Origin of the sequence: Brotaphodocola sp., assembly GCF_050873365.1 — a bacterium.
In the GTDB taxonomy this organism is placed as follows: domain Bacteria; phylum Bacillota; class Clostridia; order Lachnospirales; family Lachnospiraceae; genus Brotaphodocola.
On sequence record NZ_JBNMIQ010000021.1, the window covers coordinates 17,274 to 35,696 of the forward strand.

The 18,423-nt window shown below is 49.0% G+C and carries 15 protein-coding genes and 2 pseudogenes; 3 read left to right on the forward strand and 14 right to left on the reverse strand.

Annotated features, from left to right (window positions below):
• Positions 1-48: 48 nt before the first annotated feature.
• Positions 49-882, reverse strand: coding sequence for a tRNA pseudouridine(38-40) synthase TruA (truA, locus tag ACR0QT_RS10300; protein ID WP_432630697.1), 834 nt, complete (start codon positions 880-882; stop codon positions 49-51).
• A gap of 42 nt (positions 883-924) precedes the next feature.
• Positions 925-2,094 carry an aminotransferase class I/II-fold pyridoxal phosphate-dependent enzyme gene (locus ACR0QT_RS10305; RefSeq protein WP_432630698.1) on the reverse strand — a complete coding sequence of 390 codons (1,170 nt, stop codon included), beginning with the start codon at positions 2,092-2,094 and terminating at the stop codon, positions 925-927.
• Between the two features lie 243 nt (positions 2,095-2,337).
• Between ACR0QT_RS10305 and ACR0QT_RS10310 the strand changes: the two genes are divergently transcribed.
• Positions 2,338-3,171 (forward strand): deoxyribonuclease IV, encoded by an 834-nt coding sequence (locus tag ACR0QT_RS10310; RefSeq protein WP_432630699.1) that lies wholly within the window; start codon positions 2,338-2,340, stop codon positions 3,169-3,171.
• A 176-nt stretch (positions 3,172-3,347) separates the two neighbouring features.
• Here ACR0QT_RS10310 and ACR0QT_RS10315 read toward each other — a convergent pair whose 3' ends face one another.
• The 4 genes from ACR0QT_RS10315 to ACR0QT_RS10330 all read right to left on the reverse strand — a co-directional run bounded on the left by ACR0QT_RS10315 (position 3,348) and on the right by ACR0QT_RS10330 (position 6,490).
• The gene (locus tag ACR0QT_RS10315) at positions 3,348-3,941 is read right to left on the reverse strand and encodes an AAA family ATPase (RefSeq protein WP_432630700.1); all 594 of its coding nucleotides are present in this window, start codon (positions 3,939-3,941) and stop codon (positions 3,348-3,350) included.
• Between the two features lie 91 nt (positions 3,942-4,032).
• Complete coding sequence (locus tag ACR0QT_RS10320) at positions 4,033-4,662, reverse strand: flavodoxin family protein (protein ID WP_432630701.1); 630 nt, start codon at positions 4,660-4,662, stop codon at positions 4,033-4,035.
• A gap of 243 nt (positions 4,663-4,905) precedes the next feature.
• Positions 4,906-5,748 (reverse strand): bifunctional 5,10-methylenetetrahydrofolate dehydrogenase/5,10-methenyltetrahydrofolate cyclohydrolase, encoded by an 843-nt coding sequence (locus ACR0QT_RS10325; protein ID WP_432630702.1) that lies wholly within the window; start codon positions 5,746-5,748, stop codon positions 4,906-4,908.
• A 115-nt stretch (positions 5,749-5,863) separates the two neighbouring features.
• The gene (locus ACR0QT_RS10330) at positions 5,864-6,490 is read right to left on the reverse strand and encodes a cyclodeaminase/cyclohydrolase family protein (protein WP_432630703.1); all 627 of its coding nucleotides are present in this window, start codon (positions 6,488-6,490) and stop codon (positions 5,864-5,866) included.
• Positions 6,491-6,667: 177 nt separating this feature from the next.
• Here ACR0QT_RS10330 and mscL point away from each other — a divergent pair.
• A pseudogene (gene mscL, locus ACR0QT_RS10335) lies at positions 6,668-7,150 on the forward strand (large conductance mechanosensitive channel protein MscL).
• Between the two features lie 100 nt (positions 7,151-7,250).
• On the opposite strand, the gene ACR0QT_RS10340 reads toward mscL, so the two are convergent.
• The 5 genes and pseudogenes from ACR0QT_RS10340 to argC all read right to left on the reverse strand — a co-directional run bounded on the left by ACR0QT_RS10340 (position 7,251) and on the right by argC (position 12,404).
• On the reverse strand, positions 7,251-8,450 hold the full coding sequence (locus ACR0QT_RS10340; protein ID WP_432630704.1) for an aspartate aminotransferase family protein: 1,200 nt from the start codon (positions 8,448-8,450) through the stop codon (positions 7,251-7,253).
• 74 nt (positions 8,451-8,524) lie between these two features.
• A pseudogene (gene argB, locus ACR0QT_RS10345) lies at positions 8,525-9,415 on the reverse strand (acetylglutamate kinase); the annotation flags it as partial.
• 27 nt (positions 9,416-9,442) lie between these two features.
• Positions 9,443-10,666, reverse strand: coding sequence for a bifunctional glutamate N-acetyltransferase/amino-acid acetyltransferase ArgJ (gene argJ, locus ACR0QT_RS10350; protein ID WP_432630705.1), 1,224 nt, complete (start codon positions 10,664-10,666; stop codon positions 9,443-9,445).
• Between the two features lie 83 nt (positions 10,667-10,749).
• Positions 10,750-11,214, reverse strand: coding sequence for a GNAT family N-acetyltransferase (locus ACR0QT_RS10355; protein WP_432630706.1), 465 nt, complete (start codon positions 11,212-11,214; stop codon positions 10,750-10,752).
• Between the two features lie 149 nt (positions 11,215-11,363).
• Positions 11,364-12,404, reverse strand: coding sequence for an N-acetyl-gamma-glutamyl-phosphate reductase (gene argC, locus ACR0QT_RS10360; RefSeq protein WP_432630707.1), 1,041 nt, complete (start codon positions 12,402-12,404; stop codon positions 11,364-11,366).
• A 428-nt stretch (positions 12,405-12,832) separates the two neighbouring features.
• Between argC and ACR0QT_RS10365 the strand changes: the two genes are divergently transcribed.
• Positions 12,833-14,062, forward strand: coding sequence for an argininosuccinate synthase (locus ACR0QT_RS10365; protein WP_432630708.1), 1,230 nt, complete (start codon positions 12,833-12,835; stop codon positions 14,060-14,062).
• 403 nt (positions 14,063-14,465) lie between these two features.
• On the opposite strand, the gene ACR0QT_RS10370 is transcribed toward ACR0QT_RS10365, so the two are convergent.
• The 3 genes from ACR0QT_RS10370 to ACR0QT_RS10380 form a co-directional block, all read right to left on the reverse strand.
• On the reverse strand, positions 14,466-15,494 hold the full coding sequence (locus tag ACR0QT_RS10370; RefSeq protein WP_432630709.1) for a C40 family peptidase: 1,029 nt from the start codon (positions 15,492-15,494) through the stop codon (positions 14,466-14,468).
• A gap of 94 nt (positions 15,495-15,588) precedes the next feature.
• Complete coding sequence (locus ACR0QT_RS10375; protein WP_432630710.1) at positions 15,589-16,506, reverse strand: DMT family transporter; 918 nt, start codon at positions 16,504-16,506, stop codon at positions 15,589-15,591.
• Positions 16,507-16,735: 229 nt separating this feature from the next.
• A complete protein-coding gene (locus ACR0QT_RS10380; protein ID WP_432630711.1) occupies positions 16,736-18,391 on the reverse strand; it encodes an acetolactate synthase large subunit in 1,656 nt (551 codons plus the stop codon).
• Between the last annotated feature and the right edge of the window lie 32 nt (positions 18,392-18,423).

Here is an 18,423-nt window from a genome sequence, read left to right on the forward strand (position 1 = left end):
ATCCCATCATAAATCCTAGTAAAAATCCCAGTAAAAATTCATTAAGAATCAATCATAAAAAACATGTTCGAGGCAGAGTCCCTCCGCCGGAGCCGTAAAGCCCGCCATCTGTCTGTCCTGTGCCTCAAGAATCTCGCGGATAGACTGCCAGGAACGCTTGTGCAGTCCCACCTCAATCAGCGTTCCGGTCAGAATTCGAACCATATTCTGAAGGAAACCATTTCCGGTAAAGCGAAGCGTCACCCCGCCCGCACCAAAATCCTGCCGGATATCGATCGAGTAGATTGTCCGCACCGTCGATTTCTTCATCTTTTTATTTCCGCAAAAACTCTTAAAATCATGCGTTCCGATCAGGAGCAGGGATGCCTGCTCCATCGCCTCCAAATCAAGAGGCTGTCCCAGTCCATAGATCGTCCGGCGAAGAAAGACATTTCGGCGCGCTCCCGTCTCAATCCGATAGGCATAGACTTTCTTGACTGCATTTAAACGGCTGTGAAACCGCTCCGGTGCCTCCTCCACAGAGAGCACCGCAATGTCCTCCGGAAGGTAGGCGTTGAGATAATCCCGAATCTGATCCGTTTTCCTCATCCGGACACTTCTTTTTCCAGCCATTCCTTTTCCATCGCTTCCGGAAATCTTTCCAGACTCCAAAAGCGATGGGATCTCAAGCTCAGCCGGGAGATAAAAATTTGCAACCTGACCGGAAGCGTGCACCCCGGCATCGGTTCGGCCGGAACCGTGAATCTCAACCGGCTCTCCCGCCATTCTGCCAAGCACCGCCTCGATCTTTCCCTGAATGGTATCCGCAGTATTGCCCTGTCTCTGCCATCCGTTGTAACGGGTTCCCTCATACTGAAGGATCATTTTATAATTCTGTCTCATTCTTTTCTTCTTATCACTTCACTCTTATTCTTTTATTTTCTTTTACTTTTTCAGGATTCCGCTCTTGTCAATCGCCTCAATCGCCTTCTTTAATTCCGGCTCATCCTGAACAAGTGCCATACGCACATGACCCTCACCCGACGGTCCAAACGCGCTTCCCGGTGTCACGAGCACGCCACAGCGATCCACAAGCTCCATCGCAAACTCCGTAGAAGAAGTAAATCCTTCCGGAATCGGTGCCCAGACAAACATCGTTGCCTCCGGCTTTCTCATCTTCCAACCAATCGCATTCAAGCCATCGCAGAGCACATCACGGCGCTTCTCATAAGCGGAGCGGGTGACTGCAACACAAGACTGATCCCCGGTGATTGCCACGATTGCCGCCTGCTGGATCGGAAGAAACATGCCATAATCCATGTTGGACTTGAGAGTTTTCAAATGAGAAACTACCTCCTTATTTCCCACACAGAATCCGATTCTTGCGCCGGCAAGTCCATAGGTCTTTGACAGGGAGTTGAACTCAACGCCAACCTCTCTTGCGCCCGGGAAGCGAAGGAAACTTCCGCAGTTCTTTCCGTCAAACACGAGCTCGCTGTATGCATTGTCATGAAGAACAATGATATCATATTTTTTCGCAAATGCAATCAATTCTTCGTAGAAAGAATCCGGTGCCATGACCGCAGTCGGGTTGTTCGGATAGGAAACGATCATGAATTTTGCTCTCTGCGCAACCTTCTCCGGGATCTCAGACAGCTGGATGATGTAACCATTCTCCTTCTTCTGTGGCATGTAGTAAAGCTCTGCACCCGCAAGACGCGGACCGTCTGCAAAGACCGGATAACACGGGTCCGGAACGAGGACGAGATCTCCCTCATCGACGATCGAGAGTGCGATATGCGCAAGTCCCTCCTGAGAGCCGAGCAGAGAACAGATCTCTGTCTGCGGGTCTAACTCGACCCCATAACGGCGCTCATACCAGCCGGAAACTGCCTCCAAGAGTGCCTTCTGGTCGTTGATCGCATAGATATAGTTATTCTTATCTCCCGCTGACTCACAGAGAGCGTCCAAAATGTGCTGTGCCGGAGGAATATTCGGTGCTCCGATGCTCAAATCCACAACCTCTGCTCCCTCTGCAAGTTTCTTCTGCTTCTTCTCTGCAAGCTGAGAGAAGATGCCTTCTCCAAACCGCTCCATCCGTTTTGCAAATTTCATAATTTTTTCTCCTATCAAATTTCCATGTGTATTTTTCGTTGGGTCGGTCTGTGTTTCCGGCTCAATTCTCCTGAAGTGTTCCTGTATAGGATACAGCAACCGCATTATCACTCATTATACTATTACACTCTTTTAAGAGCAAGCAGGAAAGAAGTTTTGTGGTATAATATAAAAACAATAACTGTAAAAGAATGTAAAAGAAAAAACAAGTTTCATATTTTTTGAAGAAAGGACTTCTCAATCATGCTTACAATCGGATGCCACCTTTCCTCCTCCAAGGGCTACCTTGCGATGGGAAAAGATGCCGTAAAAATCGGTGCAAACACGTTTCAATTTTTCACCAGAAATCCCCGTGGCGGAAATGCAAAAGCCATCGACCCTGCGGACGTGACCGCATTTCTCGATTTTGCTAAAGATCACGAGATCCACAATATACTCGCCCATGCCCCCTACACGCTCAACGCCTGCTCGGCGGACGAAGGGCTCCGCGATTTTGCCTGCCGGACAATGGCGGACGACATGAGACGGATGGAATTCACGCCGGGAAACTGTTACAACTTTCATCCCGGCTCTCATGTCAAGCAGGGCGCTGAGATCGGCATTGCCTACATCAGTGAAATGCTGAACAAAATCCTCACCCCCAATCAACACACCACCATTCTTCTCGAGACTATGTCCGGAAAAGGCAGTGAAGTCGGACGAACCTTTGAGGAGATTCGGGAGATCATCGACCGCACCGAGCTCTCCGATCATCTCGGTGTCTGCCTTGACACCTGTCACGTCTGGGACGGAGGCTATGACATCAAAGATCACCTTGATGAGGTTCTGACCGAATTTGACCGCGTCATCGGTCTCTCCCGCCTCAAAGCCATTCATCTAAATGACAGCCAGAATCCTCTCGGTGCTCACAAAGACCGCCATGCCCGCATCGGAGAAGGACACATCGGAAAAGAGGCACTGATCCGCGTGATCAATCATCCTGCGCTTCGCACCCTACCGTTTTACCTCGAGACCCCACACCCAAATCTTGATGGATACGCCGAAGAAATCCGTATGCTGAAAGAAAATTACCGATAAACCACCTCACTTCATCTATCCATTTTCACAGATGATTACAGATATTAATCGGCAAAACATTTACCGGCAAAAAAGAGAAGCAACCGGACTTCTGATCTCAACCTTGTCCGACTGCTTCTCTCCTATCTTTTTACTCGATTCTTATCTTTTTTCTAACCGTTCCGTATTTCCCACTCTTACAGGTCCACACTGTTTGCGATGATCTCAACGCAAGTCTCCACACCCAGCTTTCCGCTGTTTAAGCTGAGGTGATAATTGCGCGGATTTCCCCACTCATTTCCGCTGTAATACTGGTAGTAATCACGGCGCTTGCGATCAATCGCACGCATCCGACTCTCTAACTTCTTTGCAGACTCCTCCGGCTCAAGCGCCTGCATGCGCTCAAGACGCTTCTTCATGCTCGCGCAGATAAATACATGGAATCCGTCTTCCACAATGATATCAGAGCAACGACCGATGATGATGCACGGTCCTTCCTGCTCCAGTTTGCGAATCATCTGGGACTGTGCCAAAAAAATCTGATCCGAGACCGGCACCTCATACAGGGGAGAAAATGGATTGACCGAAACGTACTCCTGATCGACCCGTACCTTTCTTCCAATCACCTCATCATTCGCATGAAATACTTTTTCTGCGATATTGCTGTCCTGTGCAGCCAGAGAAATGATCTCCTTATCGTAAAACGGAATTCCCAGCTTTTCTGAAAGTCGGAATCCAATCTCGCGTCCGCCACTTCCAAACTCTCGGCTGATGGTAATCACTTTGCTCATAATTGCATGGCCTCCTCTCATGTACGAAGCACTCTCCATCTCGGGAAAGTATCCTCAGTATATCACGTTTACGGAAAGAATTCCACCAATTTTAGCGGATAAAGTTTGTTTTCTGGCGAACTTCCTCCGGCTGTGGATGTGTAAATCCAGCTGCCTCGCCTGCCTTGATGCAACGGATCAGCCATGCCAGATTTCTCGCCAGATCTCGCATGTTCTGAAGACCCTCAAGATCCTGACGAACCTCGTCCGGAGTATTTCCGTGAACCATGTTCCAGTACTGTCCGGAGACAACCGGCATCCGGTTGATCGTGAAATACTTGTTCAGCACATCGAGAGAAGCCGTCGTTCCCGCACGTCTCGCAGATGCCACTGCAAATGCCGGCTTATAAGCGAGATCCGCACTGCCTGAATAGAACAGACGATCAAGAAATGCCTGAATTCTTCCGCTCGGATGTGCGTAGTAAACCGGTGTGCCAAACACAAAGCCATCTGCCTCTTTCGCCTTCTGTCTGACCTCATTTACCATATCGTCATCAAACACGCACTTTCCAAGTTTTCCGCAAGCCTTGCAACCGATACAGTCGCGAATCGCATTCTTTCCGAGAGAAATGATCTCCGCCTCAACGCCCTCCTTCTCAAGCACATCCGCAACCTCTTTCAGTGCTGTGTAGGTACATCCATAATCGTTACTGCTTCCGTTAATTAATAATACTTTTGACATGTGAAATTCGACCCCTTTCTACAAACCCCTAATTATTATTCTATTTCTACATCAAACTACTTTTTCTCTGATTCTCTAATGTGCAACTGCGACGTAAGGCGAGAAAGTACATGCAAACCCGTGTGAGACGTCGGTGTTTAGACTGCGTATTTTGCAGTCTTATGCACCGCTACGTCGAACCCGGAGTGAGAACGAGTTTGCATGACTTTACTCGCCGTCGGCGCCACATAAAAATCTTCAAACTCAATTATTTCTCTTCGCCCACGCCTGCACCAGATGCTTAGCCAGAACCGCCGTTGTCACCGCACCGACACCGCCCGGAACCGGAGTTGCCATACTTGCATGACCCTCAAGAGACTCAAAATCCACATCTCCGCAGAGTTTTCCATTCTCATCCACATTGATGCCGACATCGATCACAACTGCTCCATCTCCGACATACTCGCCGTCAAGCATCTTCGCCTTGCCCGCTGCCGCACAGAGAATCTCTGCATTCCGGCAAGTCTCCTTCAAATCCTTCGTGCGGGTATGGCAGATTGTCACCGTCGCATTTTCTTTTAAGAGAAGCATTGCGAGAGGACGACCGACCACCATACTGCGTCCAACCACAACGGCGCGCTTTCCGGAAATCTCAATCTGATTCTGCTTGAGAACTTCCATAACCGCCTCGGCTGTACACGGCGCAAAACCACTCTGGTCTCCCGCAAAGACCTTCGCAATATTGACCGGCGAAATTCCATCGAGATCCTTCTCCGGATCAATCATCTTCTCGATATCCTTCTCGCAGATCTGCTTCGGAAGTGGGCGAAGCATCAGAATTCCCGTCACATCCGGATCTTCGTTGATCTTCTGAAACTCTGCCTTAAACTGTGCATCGCTGATGTCAGCCGGAAATACATAGGACTGTACTCGGAGTCCAAAATTTCCCATCTTTTTGGTTGCGCCTTTTTCATAAGAAATGTCATCCGGTCTCTCCCCGACACGGATGATCGCTAACTTCGGTGCCTCACCGGAAAGCGTTCCCAGAATTTCCTGTACCTCTTCTTTGATCTTTGCAGAAACCTCTGCGCCCTTTAATGTTACCATTCTGTTTCGCTCTCCTCTCTCGCTTTTTCTCTCTTGCTTCTTCTCTTTTATATCTTCTGTATCTTCTCTATATTTTTTATTTTCCCGTCTCTTGTCTCAGTTTCTTATCGCATTCTTATCTCAGCTTTTCCTGAACCCGTCCATAAATCTGGTCTGCCAGATAAATGCCATCTCTTAAAAGTGCATCTGCCTCGCGGTTTAACTCCTCCGCTTTCTCGCGATCCTTCATCGAGCGGGTGTTGATGTAAATGTTCATCACCGCACCGGTCACTGCGGAGCGTGCGAACTGTGATGCCACGCCAACATCGGAGACTGCCATCTTGCTTCCCTTCTCCTCGAGCACATCGAGAGCTTTCAGAACCTCGATTGCCTTTCCCATCATCTGAAGCGGAACCAGACTTGCCTCAAGCAGATTTTTCTCCATCTCCCAGTCTTTTGTCGCACGCTCCTCCTCCGTATTCGTCGGCAGGGAGTACGCGCGTGCAAGCGGTGCAAACACCTCTGCATCCCGATCAGCAAGATCGAGAAGATCCTTCTGAATTCTCTCAAGATGCTCGCAGATTTCCTTCACCTCAAGCTCCACGTCAGCATATCGCTTCTTTCCAATCGTGAGATTAGAAACCATCTGTCCGAGCGCAGAGGCAAGTGCACCCCCAACTGCGGAGGCTCCGCCGCCACCAGGTACCGGCGCTTTTGATGCCAGTGTTTCTATCCATGTTCCAATTTCCTGCTTTTCTATCATATGTCTCTATCCTCCAGCTGAAATATTCAGAATCGCTACTTTTCGCTCAGTATACCATACCCCACCAAACTTTTAAAGATTGAACCCGAAAGTTTGGTTGCATTGTCCGTTAAAATTCTTTATACTAATACTAAATGAAACAATCACACAACACTTTCGATAGGGGGATGAGTTACTGTGAAAAAATTACTCAGTGAATTCAAGGATTTCGCCTTAAAGGGCAACATGATCGATCTCGCTGTCGGCGTTATCATCGGCGGTGCTTTCAACAGCCTTGTCAAATCGCTTGTTGAAAATATCGTCATGCCGGCGCTCAGCCTTCTGACCGGTCGCATTGATTTCACCAACAAATTCATCGCGCTGAATGGTCAGCACTATGCCACTCTCGAGTAAGCAAAGGCTGTGACTTCCACGATCAGCTACGGCCTGTTCATCACCGAAGTCATCAACTTTGTGATCATGGCATTTGTGATCTTTCTTGTGGTCAAACAGCTGAACAAGCTCCACAAGCCGGCTCCTGCTCCGGAACCGCACGAGAAGACCTGTCCGTTCTGTAAGACAAAGATTGATCTCGACGCTGTTCGCTGTCCGCACTGCACCTCCATTCTCTCCGATGAGCTGAATGAGGAGATGCGCAGAGCACTCGCAGAAGAAAAATAACTGGTTATCAAGATTATCAAAGCAAAAAGGTGCTGTATGTTCGACAGCACCTTTTTTGTCTTTATTTAAACCTTATTCTAAACCTTATTCCATTTCAGTCTTATTTCACAACCGCCTGAATCGCTCTCTCAAGGCGAACTGCCATCTCATCCACATCGGATTTCTCAATCACAAGCGGTGGAACAAAACGAAGAATGTTTGCTCCGGCACTGATCAGAACGAGATGCTGGTTTAACAGCGCATCGGTCACGATCGGTCCAACTGCGGTGTCAAATTCCAGTCCCTGAATCAGTCCAAGACCACGGTGTGCCTTGATGCAGGAATACTTCTCCTTGAGCTCCTCCAGCTTCTCCCAGAGATATGCTCCGGTCGACTGTACGCGCTCCGGAATCTGCATCTCCTCGAAAAGATCGAGCACCGTCGATGCTGCCCGGCAGACAAACGGATTTCCGCCGTAAGTTGTGCCGTGATCGCCCGGAACCATCGCGGTTGCAGCCTTTCCGCATGCAAGGAAAGCTCCGATCGGAACGCCGTTTCCGAGTGCCTTTGCAACGGTCATGACATCCGGCTTCACGCCATATACCTGCCATGCAAACATCTCTCCGCTTCGTCCCATTCCGCACTGGATCTCATCGAGCATCAGCAGGGCATCATGCTCATCGCAGAGCTTGCGAACACCCTCGATAAACTCCGGATATGCCGGGTAGATACCGCCCTCGCCCTGAATCGTCTCCATCAGAACGGCGCAGGTCTTATCGCTGAACAGTGCCTTCACGCTCTCAAGATCGTTGAAATCTGCGAACTTGATGTTCGGAATCAGCGGTTTGAACGGATCCTGATAGTGATCGTTTCCGGTTACGGACAGAGCTCCAAGACTACGTCCGTGGAAGGAATGATGCATCGCAATGATCTCATAATCCGGTGCCATTCCCTTGTTGTATGCATATCTCTTTGCGATCTTGAGTGCACCCTCGATCGCCTCAGTTCCGCTGTTTGTGAAGAAAACTTTCTCCATTCCGGATACCTTTAAGAGCTTCTCTCCTGCCTCAATCGCCGGTTCATTGTAGAACAGGTTGGAGATGTGGCAGAGCTTATCAACCTGGTCTTTGAGTGCATTCTTGAATGTCTCGTTGCTGTATCCAAGTCCCATAACGGCAATACCTGCACCAAAATCAAGGTACTCCTGTCCATCGGTATCATATAATTTTACGCCCTCGCCGTGATCAAAGACTACCGGAAAACGGTTGTAAGTCTTGTAGAGCACCTGCTCTGCACGGTCAATATACTGTTTCTTATCCATTTTTATTTTCCTCCCTGACACTCCTGCTCCTGCAATTTGCGGTCAAATCCGGTCTTCGGAAGACCTGCTTCCTCATGGCAGTAGCGCTCTGCTCCGTGTTTCAGAATTGCGGTTCCGATTCCTCGGTTCGTGAAGATCTCAAGAAGCAGGCAGTGTGCGATTCTTCCGTCAAGAATATGTACGCGGGATACGCCGTTGTTGATGGCATCGATGCAGTTCTGAAGTTTCGGGAGCATGCCTCCACCGAGAGAACCGCCGGATACGAACTCCTGTGCCTCATCGACAGTCATCTCGGAAATCAGGGAAGACTTGTCCTCGAAGTCGCGGTAAACGCCCTCGACATCCGTCAGGAATGCAAGTTTCTCTGCCTTGACAGCGCGAGCGATTGCACATGCTGCGTCGTCCGCATTGATGTTGTAGCTCTGGAACTCATCGTCAAATCCGATCGGGCAGATGATCGGCAGGAAATCCTTCTCAAGGAGATCATAGATGATCTGCGGGTCAACCTCTGTGATGTCACCGACAAAACCGATGTCCTCGCCCTTGGAATATTTCTTCTTGCACTTGAGCATCATGCCGTCCTTACCGCTGATGCCGACTGCCTTGATGCCAAGCTCATTGACGAGCTGGACAAGACTCTTGTTGACCTTGTTGAGCACCATCTCGGCGATCTCCATCGTCGGCTCATCCGTCACACGCAGGCCGTTGACGAAATGCGGTTCCATTCCGACTTTTCCGACCCACTTGCTGATCTCCTTGCCACCGCCGTGCACGATGATCGGCTTAAATCCTACGAGTTTCAGAAGAACGACATCCTGAATCACCTGATGTTTCAGATGCTCGTCCACCATTGCGCTTCCGCCGTATTTTACAACGATGATCTTGCGGTTAAATCTCTGAATATACGGAAGTGCCTCGATCAGGACTTCCGCTTTCTGCATCTCACTGATTTCACTAAATTCCATACTCATGATAAAGGGGCTCCTTTCAGGTCAGGACCGGTAATCGGCATTGATTTTTACATAGTCAAACGTCAGATCGCATCCCCACGCAGTCGCGGTTGCGTCTCCCATCTTCACATCTGCGGTTGCAGTCACCTCCGGCTCGGAGAGGATCTTCGTTGCCTCCTCTTCGCTGTAATCAAGTGCAACGCCGTCCTTGATGATCTGCATCTTTCCTGCCTTGCTCTCAAAATAGAGGTCGACTTTCTCCGGGTCAAACTGTGCACCGGAATATCCCATTGCACAGAGGATTCTTCCCCAGTTTGCATCGTGACCAAAAATCGCTGCCTTCGTCAGACTTGAGGTGATGACGGACTTTGCAAGCGTCACTGCCTGTGCCTTCGTCTCAGCGCCGACAATCTTTACCTCAAACAGAGCCGTACAACCCTCGCCGTCTCCTGCCATCTTCTTTGCAAGCGTCTCATTGACGTAGTTGAGTGCCTTGCAGAACTCCTTGTAATCGTCGTTCTTCTCGGTGATCTCCGCATTTCCTGCCATTCCGTTTGCAAGCAGAAGCACGGTATCATTCGTCGAGGTATCGCCGTCAACAGAAATCATGTTGTAGGTGTCCTTGATATCCTCGCTCAAAGCCTCCTGAAGAAGCTCCTTGGAGATTGCGATATCCGTCGTCACAAATGCGAGCATCGTGCACATATTCGGGTGAATCATTCCGGATCCCTTGCACATGCCGCCGACGGTCACGGTCTTTCCACCGATCTCAATCTGAACGGCAACTTCCTTCTTCTTTGTGTCGGTCGTCATGATTGCCTTTGCAGACTCGGTACCGCTCTCAATGCTTCCGTCAAGATTTGGAACCATCGCCTTGATTCCGTTTTCCAGTTTTTCAATCGGGAGCTGCATGCCGATGACACCGGTTGATGCGACGAGAACCGCATCGGTCGGAACAGCCAGAACCTCTGCAACTGCCTGTGCGGTCTTCTCGCAGTATCCAAGTCCCTCTGCGCCTGTGCAGGCATTTGCGATTCCTGCATTGATTACAACTGCCTGTGCAAATGCGGACTCCTTCACGATCTTCTGATCCCACTTAACCGGGGCAGCCTTCACGATGTTTGTCGTAAAAGTTCCTGCTACCTTACACGGTGTCTGGCTGTAAATCATCGCCATATCTTTTCTGTTTTTATATTTGATTCCTGCCTCCGTAGATGCACTCTCAAATCCCTTTGACGCGGTTACTCCACCTTCTATGATTTTCATATCGTTTCCTCCCTGATGATGTACCTCAATCCCAGATTAACATCTTTCGTAAGATCTCTCACAACACGTTTTTTATCTTTTTTCTAACGGATAAAATTCGTGATGTTCTCCTCATTTAAAACAAAATCATAATAATTCATATCGTCCCGGCGTTGCCAGCCCACATTGTGCCAGAACTCATTTCCCAGCGCATTGCTCTTGAAGGCAACGAGACTTACCTTGTTGACGTCCTCCGCTCTCAGCGCCTGCATCGCAAAGTGTGCCATCCGGTGACCCACTCCGCGATTTCGATAATCACTTGCCACACAGACGTGATAGAAAAATCCGGTGCGCCCGTCGTGACCGCACAGAATCGCTCCGACAATTCTGCCGTTCTGCACAGCCACCACGCTCGTCGTCGGATTCCGCTTCAAAAAACGCTCCACGCCCTCTCTCGAGTCATCGATCGAGCGGATTCCGAATCCCTGGATGCTGTTCCAGAGTTCATATACCTTGTCATAATCCTCCGGGGTCATCTCCCGCACGAGGATGCTCATCGTTCCTGCCATGAATTTCTTCCTGTATTCCGGTTCTCCCGAAATCTTCCTTTCCGGCGCCGAACAGTTTCCTTAATTAACTTAATTAACTAAATTAATGAAATTAATGAAAACAAAAATTAATTAAAACGAAAACGCTCGGCACACGATCCTGTGGGAGCTTACGGGAATACCGGGATCTGCTTGAGTCCGGTGTTCTCCGGAAGTCCGAACAGCAGGTTCATATTCTGCATTGCCTGTCCGGCTGCTCCCTTTACCATATTATCAATCGCACCCATCATCACGATACGGTTTGTGCGCTCATCAATCTTAAATGCCACATCGGCAAAGTTGCTTCCCTCTACCCAGCGCGTCTGCGGAACCTCACCCGGTTTCAGCACGCGGACAAAGTACTCATTTCCATAATACTTGTCGTAAACAGCCTTGACTTCTTCCGTCGTCACCGGCTTTGTCAGCGTCGCATATGCGGTTGCCAGGATTCCTCTGTTCATCGGAACGAGGTGCGGGGTGAAGCTGATCGTCACCGGCTTTCCGGCAGCGTAGGAGAGCTGTTCCTCAATCTCCGGTGTGTGGCGGTGAGTTGCAACGCCATACGGCTTCATGCTCTCATTGACCTCACAGTAGAGGCTGTCGACCTTTGCGGAACGTCCTGCTCCGGAAGTGCCGGACTTTGCATCGATGATCAGCGTGTTCGGATCTACAAGACCTTCCTTTACCATCGGGTAAACCGAAAGGAAGGAGCAGGTCGGGTAGCATCCCGGATTTGCGATCAGGCGTGCATTCTTGATCTTGTCGCGGTTGATCTCCGGAAGTCCGTAGACTGCCTCCGGGATAAACTGCGGGGATGCATGAGAGATCTTGTACCATTTCTCATAAACATTCACATCTTTAATACGGAAGTCTGCGCTCAGATCGATGATCTTTGTCTTGGAGAGAATCTCCTCGGTCACCTGGGATGCGCAGAAGCCCTGCGGAGTCGCGGTGAAAATCACATCTGCGATCTCAGCGAGCGTTGCCATATCATCATCCTTGCACGGCTCATCCGTCAGATGAACTACATTTCTATACACAGAGGCAAAATCCTGTCCTACATAGCTTCGGGAACCATACCAGACAATCTCCACGTCTTCTCTTTGCAGAAGCAGTCTGACCAGTTCTGCACCGGCATATCCGGTTGCTCCGATAATTCCGACTTTAATCATTTTCCTCATCCTCTCATAATCATGCATTTTCTGTAACGGTTCCATATTGCGAGAAATCGTTATCGCGTTCTTTTCTGTTCCATTATAGTTATTTTTTCCTAATAAGAAAAGACCCTTTTCCAAATTCTTTATTTCTGTACAAAGCGGATTCCCGCGCTGTTTCTGTCTATTCTTATCTTTATCTCTTCTTTTTCTCCGTTTTCGTACTTCTTTGTTCCTGTGCTCCCACATCGATAATGTAAAGGAAACGGCAGATGCAAAAGAGATTGTCTTGCTCGGTGCGGTTTCATAATTATACATCTGTAATGCATATTATGCAAGTATTTTTTGAATAAAATGAATTTTCCACTTGCATTATCGCGAAAAGTGTTGTATATTTATGAAGTCCAAACGAATGAAAACAACGATACCGAGGAGGATTTTCGATTATGAAAGAGAAAGTTGTATTAGCTTATTCCGGCGGTCTGGATACCACCACCATTATTCCGTGGCTGAAAGAAAATTTCGACTATGATGTTATCTGCTGTTGCGTAGACTGCGGTCAGGGCAACGAGCTGGATGGTCTGGATGAGAGAGCAAAATTATCCGGCGCCTCCAAATTATATATTGAAGATGTTACCGACGATTTCTGCGACAACTACATCATGCCCTGCGTAAAAGCAGACGCTGTTTATGAGGACAAATATCTCCTCGGCACCTCTATGGCGCGTCCGGCTATCGCAAAACGTCTGGTTGACATTGCCCGCAAGGAGGGCGCTGTTGCAATCTGCCACGGTGCTACCGGTAAGGGAAATGATCAGATTCGTTTTGAGCTGAGCATCAAGGCACTGGCTCCGGATCTAAAGATCATCGCTCCGTGGAGAATGACCGACATCTGGACTCTCCAGTCCCGTGAGGATGAGATCGATTACTGCAAACAGCACGGCATTGATCTTCCGTTTGATCACAGCCACAGTTACAGCCGTGACCGTAACTTATGGCACATCAGCCATGAGGGTCTTGAGCTGGAGGATCCGGCAAATGAGCCGAACTACGAGCACATGCTGGTTCTGGGCGTAACCCCGGAGAAAGCACCGGATAAGGGCGAGTATGTGACAATGACCTTTGAAAAAGGTATCCCGACCAGCGTAAACGGCGAGAAGATGAAGGTTTCCGATATCATTCGCAAGCTCAATGAGCTTGGTGGCAAGCACGGAATCGGTATCGTTGATATTGTAGAGAACCGTGTAGTAGGTATGAAGTCCCGTGGCGTTTATGAGACTCCTGGTGGAACAATCCTGATGGAAGCTCACAAACAGCTCGAGGAGCTCGTTCTTGACCGCGCTACGATGGATCTGAAGAAGGATCTCGGCAACCGTTTCGCTCAGATCGTATACGAGGGCAAATGGTTCACCCCGCTCCGCGAGGCAATCCAGGCATTCATGGATGTGACCCAGGAGTATGTAACCGGTGAAGTGAAATTCAAACTGTACAAGGGCAACATCATGAAGGCTGGAACCACTTCTCCGTACTCTCTGTACAATGAGTCTCTTGCATCCTTCACAACCGGCGATCTCTACGATCACCACGATGCATCTGGCTTCATCACCCTGTTCGGACTGCCGTTAAAGGTTCGCGCAATGATGATGGCTGAGAACAAGAAGAACGAGAATAAGTAAGTTCGACTTTCTTCGCTTTCGTAAATTTAGGGAAAATAAGAAAAGAGCTTTGTGCGGAATGGATTGCATCAATAATCCCGTTCCGAGCAAGGCTCTTTTTTGGGCTTCTCTATTTTGTTTTCTCCAGTCTGGCTCCTCCAGTCTGGCTTCTTTAGTCCGGCTCCTCCAGCGAGTAAAGTCCTGCAAACGCGCTCTCGCTCCGGATTCAGCGTAGCAGTGCATAAGACCGTAAAATACACGGTCTAAGCACTGACGCTTCATACGGGTTTGCAGGACTTTCTCGCCTTCCGTCGCCTACTTTTATCTTTTACTTCATGCACGTTACTCCATTCACTCTCAATATTTATCTTTGCTATCGGATTTCAGTTTTTTCGTTGAATCACCATTAAGATAAATATAAAAATCACTCGTTTACAAATATACTCCCGTATCCCGTAATCGAATTTACTAGATCCTCCCGGTAATCACTATCGGTCGGATTCAGGCTGTTGATGCAGACTCCCGCATTCTCTTTGTATGCAGTGGCGTGAATAAATTTTCCATCGCCCAGGTACATTGCGACATGACCCGGAAAATAGATTGCATCGCCGGGGGCAAGTTCGTCTCGCCCAATCGGGCGCATCGGAAATCCATCTACCATTTTTGCGTCTCGATAGATTAGAATTCCATTTTCCATATACGATAAAAACAGCAGACCGGAGCAGTCGACTCCCTGCGAGCTCTTTCCTGCCCAGCGGTACTGCGTTCCCAGATAACGGAGTGCACTGTTTGTTAAGGCATGGCGAAGTTCCTGTTCCCACACTTGCAGATTTGTCTCCATCTCCGGAAACTTGATCTTTTCCTGCACCAATTCTGCTCTCCTAGATAAAAAATCCTGAAAAAAGAATCCTTCTGACCGCTCCAGCAGGAATCGATCATGGTCACGGCGCTCCGTGAGAAATACGGTGTGAAGGTAGCCTTCCGTTCCTGAAGCGGTGCGGACTCTGCTCCATCCGTCCACCTCATCACGCTTTATTACCTGCACGATCGAAGTGCGCGTCAGCGTCTCAAGGATTTCTGCCTGAACTTTAGGGGCTGAGAGAATGTCTGCCTCCCGGACTCCAATCCAGCAAAATGGTGCGGATGATTGCAACAATTCTTCTGTTCCCGATAATGCTAAGACTTCGAGATTTTGGCGCAGTCTCCACTCTTTCTCGGAACACGGCCGAAGATCTGAAGTACGCATCCACCCCTGATATCCATAGTGCGTCACGACATGGACATATCGACTCTTCTGCCAGTCCATCGCGTCTTGCTCAGACAGTTTCGTGCTCTGTGTCTCAGGATCATCGCACCAGACTGCCCAACCGGACAGAATCTGATCCGCCCGTCCAGACTTGTCGTCCGCCTGTTCAAACAGCCATGCATCCCTTAATGCAATCGCAACACCCACAACTTATTCTCCTTACTTTTTTATTTTGCTCGTCATCGTCGTTGCCTTTTAGACACGCCAAATAATGGCATCCTGTGATCTCGCCTACACATTTTTACGCCTTTCGCAGTTTCTCCACCGGAATCTGCGCGAGAATGATCGCACCGAATACAAGGGCACAGCCCAACAGTTCGCGTGCGGACATTTTCTGTCCGAGAATCACCCATCCGGCAAGCATGGAAAATACGGATTCCAGACTCATAATCAGGGAGGCAACCGTCGGATCGAGATCCTTCTGTCCAATTACCTGAAGCGTATATCCGACGCCGGACGACATCACACCTGCATACAGGATCGGCATCCACGCGGACAGAATTCCCTTCCATGATGGCTGTTCAAATGCAAACATCAATACAACGGAGATAAGCCCTGCCGTAAAGAACTGGACGCAGGAGATCACGACTCCGTCTGCCTTCGGAGAGAAGTGATCAATGACCAGAATATGCATCGAAAATCCAATCGCGCACAGGAACACGAGAAGATCTCCGCGACCGATCGAAAATTCTTCGGTGATGCAGAGCAAATACATGCCTGCGGAGGCAATCAAAACGCTGAGCCAGATATTGAGTCCAACTTTGTGATGCATAAAAAGTCCAAGTAACGGGACAATCACGATATAAAGTGCCGTGATAAATCCGGCTTTTCCGACGGTCGTGTACGCGATTCCAAACTGCTGAAGACTGCTCGCAAGGCAGAGAAAACATCCACAGCAGATTCCTCCGATCACACCGGTTTTCAGGCGTGATCTCTGCGCTTCCCTCTCCCGTGCACTCTCTCCAGTTTTCTTCTTTTTCGTCAATAAAAGATACGGCAAAAGCACGATTCCTCCCACAAGGAAACGGCTTCCATTGAATGTAAATCCGCCCACATAGTTCATTCCCTCACTCTGCGCCACGAACGCCACGCCCCAGATCAGGGCGGTCAGCATCAGGAGCATACTACTCACCAGAGATTTTTTTCTGTCTTTTTCCATGTTGTCTTACCATCCATTTTCTTTTTTATTCTTCATAACTGTTTCGTACCCTCACAGTTATTTTTCCTCGTGCAACCTTCCTTTCAAATTGGTATTTGCAGAAATTTTATGAATAAAAAAACTCATTCCTGCATATTTATTTTGTCGCACGTTTGAATCATAACACAAAAAGAAAAGGATGCAAAGACATCCCTTTCTTTTACAAATAAAACATTTCTAAAAAGAATTGTTACAGCTCCTCCATCAACTGCTTCAAGTGAGCGGTCAATTTCGTGTTCTCGGAGTAGTCTACCGGGCAGTCGATAATGACCGGAACACTCTGCTGAAATGCCTTCTCGAGCGTTGGAATCAAATCTTCTGCCTTCTCAATCCGGTATCCGATCGCGCCCATGCTCTCCGCAAATTTCACGAAATCCGGGTTCGTGAAATCGACATAACAGCTCTTTCCGTACTGATCCATCTGCTTCCACTTGATCAGACCGTAACTACAATCGTTAAAGATCAGAGTTACAAACGGGATTCCCTCTCTTCTTGCAGTCTCAAGTTCCTGACAGTTCATCATGAATCCACCGTCTCCGCTGATTGCAAGCACTTTCTTGTCCGGATGAACGAGCTTGGCTCCGATTGCTCCCGGAACAGAGATTCCCATCGTCGCAAATCCATTTGAGATGATGCAGGTGTTCGGCTCATAGCAGTTGTAATGACGCGCAATCCACATCTTGTGGGCACCGGTATCGGAGATCACGATATCCTCGCGTCCCATGACCTTGCGGACATCGTTGAGGATTCTCTGCGGTTTCATCGGGAAGGAATTGTCATTTGCATATGACTCATGCTCTGCGACCATTCTCGCACGGATTGCAAGTGCCTGCTCCGGCTCTTTGTGGCGCCCCGTTCTTCTCGCAATCTGATTCAGCGAATCTGCGATGTCTCCGACAACCTCGACATCCGGCTGATAAACCTTGTTGATGTGTGCCGGACGCATATCGACATGGACAATCTTTGTCTCGCCCTTCGGATTCCATTTTGCCGGGGCAAATTCAACGATGTCGTATCCGACTGCAATGACGAGATCTGCCTCCTCAAGAATCTTGTTCTCGTAATCCCTCTGCGGAATTCCGACCGTCCACATCGAGTACGGATTGTCAAACGGAATTACGCCCTTTGCCATCATCGTGTTGACCACCGGGATTTTCAGCTTGGAAGCAAACTCGGTGAGCTCCTTTGAGGCATGACCGCGAACCACTCCGCTTCCGGCGAGAATTACCGGATTCTGCGCCTGGAAAATCAGTCCCGCTGCATCTTGAACCGTGTCAAGCTCCGCATATTCCTTCGGTGCAATCTTCTTGTGAAGCGGTTTCTCAGAATCATCGACTGCCATCTTTGCAACGTTGACCGGAAGATCGATGTGAGTCGCACCCGGCTTCTCTCCCTCCGCATACTTAAATGCGAGTCGCACGATTTCACCGATTGTGTCAGGGCGAACGACCATCTTTGTCCGCTTCGTGATCGGCTCAAACATCTTTGTCAGATCAAGGAACTGATGACCTGTGATGTGCATGCGCTCCGTTCCCACCTGACCGGTGATTGCGACAAGCGGAGCACCGTCACTGTCTGCATCTGCGACGCCGGTTACGAGGTTTGTCGCGCCCGGTCCAAGCGTGGACAGACACACACCCGCTTTTCCGGTCAGTCGTCCATAGACATCCGCCATAAACGCTGCGCCCTGCTCATGTCTCGTCGTGATGAAGCGGATCTTAGAATCGTTTAATGCATTCATCACCGCCAGATTCTCCTCACCCGGAATTCCAAATATGTACTCTACGCCTTCCTCTTCCAGACACTCAACCAGAAGATCTGCGGTATTTCTCTTCTTCTCCTCCATTGTGATCTCCTCCTTCACCAACTAAATCAAAT